Here is a 12,218-nt window from a genome sequence, read left to right as displayed (position 1 = left end):
CCTATGCCCGGACGCACCCACAGCCGTGAGTTCAAGCTCGACATTGTGAACCAGGTCAACGGGGGTCAAAAGACGACTGCCCAGCTCTGCCGGGAGCATGCCCTCTCACCCAGCCTCATTCACCGGTGGCGGAAGGAGGTCGAGGCCCGAGGGGAAGCGGCCTTCACCGACCAGGCCAAACCCGACCAGTCGTTGGAACAACGTATTGCCGAGCTGGAGCGGTTCTGCGGGCAGTTGTCGCTGGAGAACACGATCCTGAAAAAGTCGTTGGCGACGTACCGCTCGAAAGGAGGCACCAAATGATTCAGGATGCGCGGAGCGCGCATCCTGAGGTGTCGGTACGTCGCCTGTGTGAGCTGCATGGGGTCAGCCGCTCGTGGTTCTACAAACAGGAGGGCCGGGAGGAGGTAGACGTCGACCAGGCGCTGGTGAGCGACATCGAGGCGGTTGTGGAGGAGTTCGTCGGCTACGGGTATCGGCGCGTGACCCGCGAGTTGGCTCGACGAGGCCGCCCGGTGAATCACAAACGGGTGCTGCGGGTCATGCGGGAACGCCGCTTGTTGTGCCGCCCTAAACGTCGCTACCGAGCGACGACCCACTCGAACCACAGCGAGGCGCGCTTCCCCAACCTGCTGCCCGAGGTCATCCCGGTACGACCGGATCAGGTGTGGCAGGCCGACCTGACCTACGTGCGGGTCCAGCAAGGCTTTGTCTACCTGGCCTGCGTTCTGGACGGCTTCACCCGTGAAGTTGTCGGCTGGTCCATGTCCAGGTTCCTCGACGCGGACTTGCCGCTGACGGCCTTGAACAACGCGCTGGCCGCGCGTTGTCCGGCCCCAGGGCTCCTGCATCATTCGGACCAGGGCGTGCAGGGTGGATTCAAGTGGTCGTCGCAACACCCTGACCAAGGAGGGTGGGATGAGCACTGGGAAGCGAAAATCAGATAGTGCGGGGCGCTGTAAGCTGCATTCGCCAGGACGGCCAAGCGTCGCCCGACGGGAGCACCAGCGGCAGTTCTGGGTGTTGATTGCGGCGGGTCAAGGGAGTGAAGATGCAGCCACAGCCGTCGGTGTCTCGCCTGCGGTGGGCACGCGATGGTTTCGAGAGGCAGGTGGTATGCCCCCCACAACATTGGCTCCCTGGAACGCCACGCCGTCAGGGCGGTATCTGTCCTTCGCCCAGCGGGAAGAGATCGCGCTCCGTCGAGCACAAGGTCATGGCGTGCGGGAGATTGCGAGGCACTTGGCAAGGTCCCCGTCGACCATCTCGCGTGAACTGCGGCGTAACGCCGCCACGCGTGGCGGCGGCCTGGAGTACCGGGCGACGACTGCCCAGTGGCACGCCGAACGGTCCGCCCGCCGACCAAAACCAGCCAAACTCGCGGTGAACGTGGCGCTGCGGGCGTACGTGCAAGACCGCCTGGCCGGGCAGGTCACCTCGCCCTGCGGGGCAACTATTCCTGGGCCGACTGTGGCGTTCAAGGGCCGTCGGCACGGGCGGCGACAGAGTCGCCGCTGGGCCAGTGCGTGGAGTCCACAGCAGATCGCCCGCCGACTGCAACTCGACTTTCCGAATGACCGCACCATGCGCATCAGCCACGAGGCCATTTACCAGGCGCTGTACATCGAAGGGCGGGGTGGGCTGCGCCGTGAGCTGGTCACCTGTCTGCGAACCGGTCGAACGTTGCGTGTTCCTCGAGCGCGTCGCGCCCGAATGAGCAAGCCGTTCGTCGCCCCCGAAGTCATGCTCAAAGAGCGTCCAGGAGAAGCGGCGGATCGGACGGTGGCGGGCCACTGGGAAGGCGACCTCATCCTCGGCCTGGGGAGCTCGGCCATCGGGACCTTGGTGGAGCGCTCGACGCGGTTCACGTTGTTGCTTCATCTCCCTCGTCTGCCCAGCCACGGTGTGGAAGCTCGCGTCAAGAATGGCCCGGCGCTGGCTGGACACGGTGCTGAAGCGGTGCGTGACGCTGTGACGAGCGCACTCACCCTCCTGCCGGAGCAGCTCCGACGGTCACTGACGTGGGATCAGGGTGCTGAGATGAGCCAGCACGCTAAACTGCGCGGTGAAACCGGGGTCGCCGTCTATTTCTGCGAGCCGCAGAGCCCGTGGCAGCGAGGCACGAACGAGAACACGAACGGTCTGTTGCGCCAATATTTTCCAAAGGGCACGGACCTGAGCGTGCACAGCGCGGACGACCTTGCCGCCGTGGCCGCTACCTTGAACGCCCGACCTCGCAAGGTGCTCGACTGGCGAACACCCAAGGAGGCCTTCGAACACGCGCTGCACGCCATTCATACTGCTGTTGCAACGACCGCTTGAATCCGCCCAGTACGCCAGCCGGGTCTACGTCAACCGACTCCGCGAAGTGGGCATCACGCCCAGCATGTCCAGAACGGGGAATCCGTACGACAACGCCAAGATGGAGAGCTTTTACAAGACCCTGAAGACCGAGGAGGTTGATCTGCAAGAGTACGTTGATCTGGAAGACGCATGGCGGCACATTGATGCCTTTATTGCGAACCTGTACAACCGCCGCCGACTGCACTCCAGCCTGGGGTACGTCCCGCCTGCCGAATTCGCCGCTCGGTACACTGCCCCCCAGATGTGACTTGCCCTGCGGTCCGCTCGATTGGGGTCACTCCACAGACCACCTGGTATGCCCACCGGTGGTTGGTCGAGGACTATCACAAGTGCTTAAAAACAGGCTGTCGCGTCGAAGAGCGACAACTCAGGACAGCCGAACGGTTGACCCGTCTCCTTGGATTTCTGTCGTTGGTGGCGGTACGGCTCCTGTGGCTGCGGAACGCGACGCGTTCCGCAGGTGATGACCTGGCGCAGTCTTCCGTCCCGACACCTCTGGTGGAAGTCATTGCAGCTCGGTTGAGGCAGCCGGTGGAGGAAGTGCGGCTCCGCACGTTCTGGCGCGCTGTGGCCGCGTTGGGTGGTTTTCTCGGACGAGCAGGAGACGGCGAGCCCGGCTGGCAGACCTTGTGGCGCGGCTGGCTCCGACTTCAGGATTTGGCCTGGACGCCCCCTCCCATTAAGGGTACTTGTGGGTAATGATCAGCCCTGAAGGAGTGGGCCTGCGCGTCACTTTCTGTCATGGCCGCAGTATGGGCCTCGCGCGACTCTTCTCCCTCCGGCGAGCACCGCCCCCGGAGAACAGAGGCGAGCCTGGGTCAGGGGGTACCCTCCCAGGCTCGCGGACCGCTCGGTGGCGGGATCTTAGGACCGCACCACCTCGCGCGGGGCCTCCAGCCCCAGCAGCATCTCCTCGCTGAGGGTCTTCTCGCGGGCGACGGCGTAGATCATCAGGCCGTAGAACACCTTGGCGCAGACGTCGGCGACCGAGTGGCCGACCTGTCCCAGCACGAAGGCGGGGGCGCCGCCGAGGCCCAGCAGCGGGAGGGCGTACACGAGCGGGTGCAGGCTCCAGGAGGCCATCAGGAGGACACGCAGCCCGGTAAACAGCTCGCGGACCCGGGGCGTCTCGAAGCGCAGCACGCCGCGCAGTTCGCTCCACAGGACGAACAGGATGTACCCGAAGGGCACGCACGACGCGGCCCCCCAGGCAGCACGCAGGCCGAGGTTCTCGTGCTGCACCTCGCCCAGGTAGCCCAGCCCGATCATCAGGACCGCCGCGCCCGCGAGCCGCGCCACCAGGCTGGCACTCTTGCGGCGCCCGATGTCGAGCACCAGCATCAGGGCGGCCAGGATCAGGGGCACCGTGCCCAGCCAGTCGGCGTAGCGAAAGGCGTCGTTGAAGGGCTGGCCGGTGGGCACGTACGTCCCGCCCTGCAGGACGTAGGCTGCCTTCCAGCCTCCCAGGAGTTGCCAGTAGTGATAGCTCGCCATGCCGACGGCGGCGGCCATCAGGCTCAGCGCGAGACGGTACGCACTCGCCACCTGTGAGCGCAGCAGGGTGAACAGCAGCGCCGCCCCGCCCATGAACGCCGTGGTGAGGTTGAGAGCGTTGAGGATCAGCAGGTGCTGTTCCGTGGTCAGGGGCATCAGGTCGTTCATTCGCTCTCCGGGCGCGGGGCGCCGTGGCTGTGGCCGAGGGGCGTGGGGTGGTCCTGGAACGTTCCGGCGACGGGTCCCGCGACTCGCCGCAGGTGTTCGGCGAGCACGCGCCTCAGCTCGCCGGGCTCGGTGGTGGCGTGCTGGTCGCGTACCAGGGCGAGCAGCCGTGGAGCGCGCCCGTCGAGTTCCTCGTGCAACTCGCGCTCGAACGCCCGCCACAGTTCCTCGGCCGTCACGGGCGCGGGGAGCGGGGCGTCCTCCACGGGCGCCGCCACCGGGGCTGGAAGCTCGTCGGCGTACAGGAGCGCGGGCAGGTCGCGCGGTGCCCACGCGATGACCGTCTTGCGGTAACCCGCCGTGCTGTCGGGCAGGGCGGCCCTGGGAGGGGCGCTGCCGCGCAGGTGCCAGACGTGGTGGTGGGTCGCCCCGCGCTCCAGCAGCACCACGCCCTCGAAGCCCCGCGCCGTGAGTTCCGTCAGCAGGGAGGGCTCGTGCGCGGGGAGCGGCTGGGCCAGCGCCAGGGTGCGACCATCCACCGAGGCCAGGGCGAGTGCGGCCTGCTCGGCCCCCAGCGCGAAGGCGTGGACCGTGCCGTGACGCGCGGCCCGCAGGATGGTCGCCGCCGCCTCCGCAGGCGCAAGGCTGGCGTACACGGCATGGACCAGTCGGCCGTGGTGCAGCAACAACCACCCCCGCGCGCCCCCGGGCAGGTCCAGCTCGAACAGCCCGCTGAACCTCTCCGCCCGTCGCTGGGCGAAGGTGGCGCCAAAGGTCGAGCTGGGCAGGTACTCCCCTGCCGTCCGGCGGCGGGTCAGCAACCGAAAGACGTGGGCGACGGGCGCGGGCACTTCGGCCGTCATGTCTGCCCACCTCGCGCCATGCCGTCAAGCAACTTCCGCCGTGTGGCCTGGTTCGAGGCCGTCTCCCCGGGGGGACAGCCACGGCGGTGCCACGCCCGACTCCCATCCGTTCCTCGCGGACGGGGAGGGGTCCTTCCAAGTGCGCTCGTCATACCCCTTTTGTAGAAGGGTGGTCATCACAAGAACCTTTTCTCTAGGCCTGAATCGTGTCCGCGCTTACAAGACAGGAGGGCGTAGAAAGGAGCGAGAGAACCGCCCTCGTCTTCAAGTGGTGATCCACCGTGAGACAGCAGCAGGCGCGGGTGTTCCGGGTCTCGCCCCCGTTGAATGTGGCGGTGGGGCAGGGTCTCCACCGCCGGGACCGTGCTCGTCCGGTCCTCGTCGGCCACCTCTCCCACAACTAACGAACGCTTGTTAGACTGTCTCCGCAGATGACCTCTTCCGACCCCCCCGTTCAGGTTCCCGGTGCCGCCTCCCCGTGGGCAGACGCCCTCGCCCGCCTCGCCGCCGATCAGGCCCGGGTGAGGGCGGGGGGCGGCGCCAAGGCCCAGGCGCGGCAGCACGAGAAAGGGCGGCTGACCGCGCGCGAGCGCATCGGTCGCCTGGTAGACGAGGGGACTCCCTTCGACGAACTCATGACCTTCGCCGGGTGGGAGATGTACGAGGAGGTCGGCGGCTGTCCCGGCGGCGGCGCCGTCACTGGCATCGGTCAGATCCAGGGGCGACCCTGGATGATCGTCGCCAACGACGCGACGGTGAAGGCGGGAGCGTTTTTCCCGATCACCGCAAAAAAGGTCATCCGCGCGCAGACGATTGCCCTCGAAAACCACCTCCCCGTCGTGTACCTCGTGGACTCGGCGGGCGTGTACCTCCCTATGCAGGACGAGATTTTTCCCGATCAGGACGATTTCGGGCGAGTCTTTTACCTCAACGCCCGGATGAGCGCGAGGGGGATTCCTCAGATCGCCGCGATCATGGGCAACTGCGTGGCGGGGGGCGCCTACCTCCCGGTCATGTGCGACACGCTGATCATGACCGAGGGCTCGGGCCTGTACCTCGCCGGTCCCGCGCTCGTGAAGGCGGCCATCGGGCAGGTCGTGGACTCGGAGGAACTGGGAGGGGCGGCCATGCACGCGGGCATCGCGGGGACGGTCGACTACCGCGAGCCCGACGACGACGCGGCTCTCGCGCGGGTGCGCTCGCTCGCCGACCTATACGCGCGGGGAGACGTGGCGCCCTGGGCCAGACGCCGGGCGGAGGTGCGTGAGCCGGAAAGCCGGGACCTGACCGAACTCGTCGGCTTCGACGGCTCCAAGACCTACGACGTGCGCGACCTCATCACGTCCATCACCGACGGCGGTGAGTTCCATGAGTTCAAGGCCGAGTACGGGGAGACCATCGTGTGCGGCTTCGCCCGCCTGGGCGGTTACCCGGTGGGCTTCGTGGCGAACCAGCGTACCGTGATCAAGAAGAAGCTCAAGGCAGGCGGCGAGCCCGGGCTGCGCACCCGCATCGAGGTCGGCGGCGTGATCTACGGCGACTCCGCCGACAAGGCCGCGCGCTTCATCCTCGACGCGAACCAGGCGGGCGTGCCCCTGGTCTTCCTCTCCGACGTGACCGGCTTCATGGTGGGCCGCGACAGTGAACAGGAGGGCATCATCCGGCGGGGCGCCAAGCTCGTGAACGCGGTGAGCAACAGCGTCGTCCCCAAGATCACCGTCATCACGGGCGGCTCCTTCGGGGCCGGGAACTACGCCATGAACGGCAAGGCGTACTCGCCCCGCTTCATCTTCGCCTGGCCCAGCGCCAAGTACGCCGTGATGAGCGGCAACGCCGCCGCCAAGACCCTCCTCGACATCCAGCTCGCCGCCCTCAAGCGCGCGGGCTTTGATCCCGACGACGAGGAATTGCAGGCCCTCTACGAGCAGGTCAAGGCCAAGTACGACGCCGAACTGGATCCCCGTTACGCCGCCGCCCGCCTCTGGGTGGACGAGATCATCCCGCCGAATGACACCCGCGACCGCCTGATCCGCGCCCTCGAAGCCTGCGCCGGGAACCCGCACCAGGAGGAGTTGCGGGTGGGCGTGTTTCAGGTGTAGGGCCTTTCTCCCTCCCCACCTGTGGGGGAGGGCCGGGGAGGGGGGGCGTGTGACCAACTCGGAGTGCACCAAGACGCCTTGCCACCCATCCCAGCCGCGCCTCATGTCGTCCGCGTTCACCCCCTCTCCTGCGGAGCTGTACCAGTTCCAGCTTCCCCCTCTGCAAGCAGCTCTGCGCGTCATAGGGGGAGGAGCCAAAAAGCCCCCCTTCCCCGGAGGTTCCACCCATGACCAGCACCCTCGACCGCCCCGCCAACCCCAACGTCTCGCCCATGAACGATGACCAGCGCACCATCGTCGCCGCCCTGAGGAGCTTCCTGAAGGACCGGGTGGAGCCGGGCGCCGCCGAGCGCGACCAGACGGGTGAGTTCCCCTTGCAGATCGTCCGCGAACTCGGCGACATGGGTATCATGGGCGCGCAGACGCCCGAGGAATACGGCGGCACGGGGCTGGACACCGCCACCTTCGCCATGATCATCGAGGAGATCGCGGCGGTGGACGGTTCGCTGTGCCTGACCGTCGCCAGCCACAACTCGCTGTGCCAGGGGCACATCCTGATCGGGGGCACGGACGCGCAGAAGCGCAAGTTCCTGCCCGACCTCGCCAGCGCACGCAAGCTCGGGGCGTGGGGCCTGACCGAACCCGCCAGCGGCTCCGACAGCGGCGGCCTCCAGACGCGCGCCGTGGAGCAGGCGGACGGATCCTGGATTTTGAACGGCTCCAAGAACTTCATCACCCAGGGCAGCGTGGGCGGCACCTACGTCATCCTGGCACGCACCGACGCGCCGCGCCCAGGCAAGGGCAAGAACGACGGCATCAGCGCCTTCGTCTTCAACCGCGATGAGGTGACGGGCTTTTCCATCGGGCGCAAGGAGGACAAGCTCGGCCTGCGGAGCAGCGACACGGCGCAACTGATCTTCGAGGACATCCACCTCCCGCAGGACGCCCTGCTCGGCGAGCGCGGCAATGCTTTCAAGGACGTGATGCGGGTGCTCGACGGCGGGCGGGTCGGCATCGCCGCGATGGGGCTGGGGCTGGGCCGCGCCGCCTTCGAGTACGCCGCCCGCTACACGCTCGGGCGCGAGCAGTTCGGCAAGGCCATCGCGCACAACCAGGACATCGCCTTCCGCCTCGCGGACATCGACACGCAGCTTGAGGCCGCCCGGTTGCTCATCCGCAAGGCCGCCGACCTCAAGGACGCGGGGCAGAACTTCACGGCCGCTGTCGCCCGCGCCAAGCTCTACGCCACCACGGTCGGCGTCCACGCCTGCGACGAGGCGATCCAGATGCTCGGAGGCTACGGGTACATCAAGGAGTACCCGGTGGAGCGGTACTGGCGCGATAACCGCCTGACCCGCATCGGGGAAGGGACCGACGAGGTACAGCGGCTGGTAATCAGCCGGGACGTGCTGGGGCGGTTCGCGGATTGAGGGCAGATTTCAGAGGCGGGCGGCGTGGTGGAGGCCGCCCGCCTTTTACACCGGAATATCTACCCAGGGCCTGATCTTTGCCTTGTCCCGGTGTGCCTCGATCACCAGTCCTACATCTGAGAGTGTGATGGTGCTGAGCATAGGCTCGTAATATTGAAGCCGCCTCGCCACACCCGGGAGATGGTACGTCCAATACAGACCCATGAGGGGACTGAGCCAGAGTTCGCTGCCGTGTGTGCGCTCGGTGGCGTGGTGGTCGCCGTATCCGCCGTAAATGGCGCCCACGACGCTGCTGTTCACGATGCTGATGTACCGGGGCATCATCTCAAAGACGGCCTCGCAGGCATCGCGGTACTTTTGCACGGGCGGCGTCTCCGGCATGAGGCTGAAGGCACCCAGGTAAGCGCCGTCCTTGATAAGGTCGGCGGTCGCTTCCAAGTAGTGCGCGTGGCAGACCCCATGAAAGCGGTCCACGCCGAAGCCCAGACAGACGAGCAATTTCTTCACGCCCTGGAGTTCGTTGACGGCGACCAAACTCGTTATGTCCTCATGGGGCGTGCCCAGGTCCACCTCGTCGCCGCGCATCAGGGAGTCGGTGCCGCCGTCCACGAGGATAACCGTCTCTATGCTGAGATGCTCGATTAACGCCTGGTACGCAGTTCTCAGGGGTTGCACGCCAACCTTGCGAAAGGCGTAGATGCTGGACGGTTCGCCCTGGGTACGTAGCCAGCGGCTCAGCCAGTATTCGGGGAAGTAGTCGCCGGGGTGCACGCTGAAGTGTGGGGTCACTTCCACGACGGCGGGCGCGAGGGACCCTGGCGGCTGAAGGGCGAGTGACGTGAACGAGTAGTTCGCCAGAAACACTTCCTTACCCTCTGCGCGCAGGGCGAAGTACAGAGGGAGGCCGCAGAACACGTCGAATCCGCCGCCCATCCCGGCGATCAAGATTCGCTTGGAGTCGGCGACTTCTGCGAAAAAGGGCGGCTGCAACGCGTTCATCAGCGGCCAGTGTGTCACACGTGGGACGGCGGAGCCTGCAAATTTACCTGTACTTCCTCACCCGCTCCATCAGCAGCCCGAAAAACCCGTCCGCGTCCACCTCCGTCATAACCTCGGCGCTGGGTGCCTTGCCGGTCACGCCCCACATGTCTCGCCCTCATTCCTTACAGGATTCCCGTAACGCGACGGTGGGTGCGGAAACGCTGCCGTTATGTTCCTTAAGACTCCGCTTCCCGCCCTTGAAACGCCCGCCGGGCCTCCATAATCGCCTCCCGGTGCTGCTCGGCCCAGACCCACACGCCGCAAAAGGCCTCGCTCAGGCTGCGACCCATGTCGGTGAGTTCGTACTCGACCCGGGGCGGGATGACCGGGTACACCGTGCGGACCACCAGGCCGTCCGCCTCCATCTGACGCACCGTCTTCGTCAGCATCTTCTGGCTGATGTCGCCGACCAGCTCGCCCAGACGGGTGAAGCGTAGCCGCCCGTGTTCCTCCAGGGTCTCCAGCACGAGCATGGTCCACTTGTCGGCGACCCGCCCGATGATCTCTCGCACCAGGGAGTCAAGCTCCGGGTCCGACTGTGGGGGTTGCGCGGCACGGTCTTCGGTCACGCTCATATAATCACTCTCCTCTGGGTAAGTATAGCTCCTTAGGGTGCCTACTTCCTTTTGGTAAGTGACCAGCCTATCCTCCGAACCAGGAGGAGCACCATGCAAATGAACGGCAACACCATCTTGATCACCGGCGGGGGTTCGGGGATTGGCCGCGCGCTCGCCGAGGCGTTCCACGCTCGCGGCAACCAGGTCGTCATCGCGGGACGCCGCCAGCAGGTGCTGGACGAGGTGACGGCGGCGAATCCGGGGATGAAGTCCGCCGTGCTCGACATCGAGGACCCGGAGGCGATCCGCCGCTTCGCCGCGTCGCTCCAGGCCGAGTTCTCCGCCCTGAACGTGGTGATCCACAACGCGGGCATCATGCGCGCCGAGTCGGTGCGGGACGGGGCGCTGGAGGACGCCGAGGCGACCGTGGCGACGAACCTGCTGGGGCCCATTCGTCTGACGGCGGCGCTGCTGCCCCTGCTGCTGGGCCAACCGCAGGCCGCCATCGTCACGGTGTCGTCCGGCCTGGCGTTCCTGCCGTTGGCGGCGACCCCCACCTACAGCGCGACGAAGGCCGCGATCCACTCCTACACCCAGTCGCTGCGCCACCAGCTCCGGGAAACGTCCGTGCAGGTGATCGAACTCGTCCCGCCGTACGTGCAGACGGAGCTGATGGGCTCGGGGCAGGCCAGCGACCCCAATGCCATGCCGCTGGTGGACTTCATCGGCGAGACGATGCGCCTTCTGGAGACCTTCCCGGACGCGACCGAGATTCTGGTCGAGCGGGTCAAGCCGCTGCGGTTCGCCGAGGTGGACGGGAAGTACGGCGCCGTGTTCGGCCAGATGAACGGCTCGGCGCACTGACGGCGGACGTGGCGACGCCCGGACGGGAGGGAAGGTCCGGGCGTTTCTCCCTCAGGTCCGGGCCGGGCCTCCGTACCGCCCCACCCGCTCCACCAGCAACCCGAAAAACCCGTCCGCGTCCACCTCCGTCATGACCTCGGCGTTGGGTGCCTTGCCGGTCACGCCCCACACGTCCGCCACCGTTCGCCCCCGGCTGGGGCCGCCCGTCAGGTCGATCTCGACGTGCATGGGGCGCGTTCTGAACAGCTCGGGTCGCAGCAGCCAGGCCACGGTCAGGGGGTCGTGGAGGGCGCCGCCGTCCCAGCCGTAGCGGACGCGGTGGTGTTCGGCGAAGAATTCGAGCAGCACGGCCACGAACTCGCCGACCGGGGTAGCGAGGGCACGGAAGGCCGCCACGCGCGCCGGGTGGGCGATGGCCTGGTGCGAGGCGTTCAGACCGATCATGGTGAGGGGCACGCCGCTCGTGAAGACGATGTGGGCGGCGTGCGGGTCGGCGAGGGCGTTGAACTCGGCGGCGGGCGTCCAGTTGCCGGTGTCGGTGGAGCCCCCCATCCAGACGATCCGCCGGATCAGGGGCGCGATGTCCGGGGCGAGCCGCAGGGCGAGGGCAACGTTCGTGAGGGGGCCGGTCGGTACCAGGGTCACGTCGCCAGGCTGCTCGCGCACCGCGTGGATAATGAAGTGCGCGGCATGTTCGGCTTCCACATTCCTGCTGGGCGTGGGCAGGTGGGGGCCGTCCAGCCCGCTTTCCCCGTGCACGAGTTCGGCGCTGATGGGCCCGGCGACGAGGGGGCGGTCGGCGCCCCGGTACACCGGCACGTCCGCGCGGGCGAGTTCGCGCACGACGAGGGTGTTGTGGGTGGTGCGCTCCACGCCGACGTTGCCGAAGACGGTGGTCAGGCCCAGCACGCGCAGTTCCGGGCTCGCCAGCGCGAGCAGGAGATTCACGGCGTCGTCGTGGCCGGGGTCGCCGTCGAGGATGACGTTCAGGGGCATGGGGCAGTCTGGCATGGGGCGCACCCGCCCCGGCGCGGGTTGCCCGCCCTCCTCCCCCTCCCCCTGGACCTTTGTCCCGGACTGTGTGCCCGAGCGTGAAGTCAACGTAAGATTCTGCGCATCTGCCCCACGTTCGCGCCCCTACACTGTGGCTATGAAGGGCCTGCGCGAATTCATCGACTGGCTCCGGGAGGCCCTGAAGGGCTCGCCCCAGCCCCAGCCGGTGCCCATTCCCGTCCGCGTACGCGAACGTCGCTGACGGGCCTCCTTCCCGAATGACTCCCCCGCTCACCCCCCCGGGTGGGCGTTTTTCTGACCTCCCGTCGGTAGCACTTGGTAACACAG

At 67.2% G+C, this 12,218-nt stretch carries 13 protein-coding genes and 1 pseudogene; 9 read left to right on the top strand and 5 right to left on the bottom strand.

Annotation, left to right across the window (positions count from 1 at the left end):
• Positions 1-3: 3 nt before the first annotated feature.
• From DAETH_RS10045 to DAETH_RS24650, 5 genes and pseudogenes are all read left to right on the top strand, one after another.
• Positions 4-303, top strand: a complete 300-nt coding sequence (locus DAETH_RS10045; RefSeq protein WP_264774762.1) for a transposase — start codon at positions 4-6, stop codon at positions 301-303.
• The gene (locus DAETH_RS10040; protein ID WP_264774761.1) at positions 300-947 is read left to right on the top strand and encodes an IS3 family transposase; all 648 of its coding nucleotides are present in this window, start codon (positions 300-302) and stop codon (positions 945-947) included. The genes DAETH_RS10045 and DAETH_RS10040 overlap by 4 nt, the downstream gene beginning before the upstream one ends.
• The gene (locus DAETH_RS10035) at positions 919-2,322 is read left to right on the top strand and encodes an IS30 family transposase (RefSeq protein WP_264774760.1); all 1,404 of its coding nucleotides are present in this window, start codon (positions 919-921) and stop codon (positions 2,320-2,322) included. Before DAETH_RS10040 ends, DAETH_RS10035 begins: the two co-directional genes overlap by 29 nt.
• Before the next feature lie 43 nt (positions 2,323-2,365).
• Positions 2,366-2,611 (top strand): annotated as a pseudogene (locus DAETH_RS10030) (transposase); the annotation flags it as partial.
• The gene (locus tag DAETH_RS24650; RefSeq protein ID WP_406585080.1) at positions 2,608-3,063 is read left to right on the top strand and encodes an IS4 family transposase; all 456 of its coding nucleotides are present in this window, start codon (positions 2,608-2,610) and stop codon (positions 3,061-3,063) included. The pseudogene DAETH_RS10030 and the gene DAETH_RS24650, both read left to right, overlap by 4 nt.
• Before the next feature lie 165 nt (positions 3,064-3,228).
• On the opposite strand, the gene DAETH_RS10025 is transcribed toward DAETH_RS24650, so the two are convergent.
• The gene (locus DAETH_RS10025; protein ID WP_264774758.1) at positions 3,229-4,026 is read right to left on the bottom strand and encodes a bacteriorhodopsin-like; all 798 of its coding nucleotides are present in this window, start codon (positions 4,024-4,026) and stop codon (positions 3,229-3,231) included.
• Positions 4,023-4,886 carry a hypothetical protein gene (locus DAETH_RS10020; RefSeq protein ID WP_264774757.1) on the bottom strand — a complete coding sequence of 288 codons (864 nt, stop codon included), beginning with the start codon at positions 4,884-4,886 and terminating at the stop codon, positions 4,023-4,025. The genes DAETH_RS10025 and DAETH_RS10020 overlap by 4 nt, the downstream gene beginning before the upstream one ends.
• 281 nt (positions 4,887-5,167) lie before the next feature.
• Between DAETH_RS10020 and DAETH_RS10015 the strand changes: the two genes are divergently transcribed.
• The 3 genes from DAETH_RS10015 to DAETH_RS10005 all read left to right on the top strand — a co-directional run bounded on the left by DAETH_RS10015 (position 5,168) and on the right by DAETH_RS10005 (position 8,415).
• Positions 5,168-5,290, top strand: a complete 123-nt coding sequence (locus tag DAETH_RS10015; RefSeq protein ID WP_264774756.1) for a hypothetical protein — start codon at positions 5,168-5,170, stop codon at positions 5,288-5,290.
• A gap of 27 nt (positions 5,291-5,317) precedes the next feature.
• Complete coding sequence (locus tag DAETH_RS10010) at positions 5,318-6,985, top strand: acyl-CoA carboxylase subunit beta (protein ID WP_264774755.1); 1,668 nt, start codon at positions 5,318-5,320, stop codon at positions 6,983-6,985.
• Between the two features lie 227 nt (positions 6,986-7,212).
• Positions 7,213-8,415: an acyl-CoA dehydrogenase family protein gene (locus DAETH_RS10005; RefSeq protein ID WP_264774754.1), complete on the top strand. Its 1,203-nt coding sequence runs from the start codon at positions 7,213-7,215 to the stop codon at positions 8,413-8,415.
• A gap of 45 nt (positions 8,416-8,460) precedes the next feature.
• On the opposite strand, the gene DAETH_RS10000 is transcribed toward DAETH_RS10005, so the two are convergent.
• Positions 8,461-9,414: a DUF1152 domain-containing protein gene (locus tag DAETH_RS10000; protein ID WP_264774753.1), complete on the bottom strand. Its 954-nt coding sequence runs from the start codon at positions 9,412-9,414 to the stop codon at positions 8,461-8,463.
• Between the two features lie 218 nt (positions 9,415-9,632).
• Positions 9,633-10,031 carry a winged helix-turn-helix transcriptional regulator gene (locus DAETH_RS09995; protein WP_264774752.1) on the bottom strand — a complete coding sequence of 133 codons (399 nt, stop codon included), beginning with the start codon at positions 10,029-10,031 and terminating at the stop codon, positions 9,633-9,635.
• Between the two features lie 93 nt (positions 10,032-10,124).
• Here DAETH_RS09995 and DAETH_RS09990 point away from each other — a divergent pair, with 93 nt between their 5' ends.
• Positions 10,125-10,877 carry an SDR family oxidoreductase gene (locus DAETH_RS09990; RefSeq protein WP_264774751.1) on the top strand — a complete coding sequence of 251 codons (753 nt, stop codon included), beginning with the start codon at positions 10,125-10,127 and terminating at the stop codon, positions 10,875-10,877.
• Positions 10,878-10,928: 51 nt separating this feature from the next.
• On the opposite strand, the gene DAETH_RS09985 is transcribed toward DAETH_RS09990, so the two are convergent.
• A complete protein-coding gene (locus DAETH_RS09985) occupies positions 10,929-11,873 on the bottom strand; it encodes a nucleoside hydrolase (protein ID WP_264774750.1) in 945 nt (314 codons plus the stop codon).
• Between the last annotated feature and the right edge of the window lie 345 nt (positions 11,874-12,218).

Source organism: Deinococcus aetherius, from assembly GCF_025997855.1.
Lineage (GTDB): Bacteria > Deinococcota > Deinococci > Deinococcales > Deinococcaceae > Deinococcus > Deinococcus aetherius.
The sequence above is the reverse complement of the archived record's forward strand: the minus strand, read 5'-3'. Positions and strand labels throughout refer to the sequence as shown.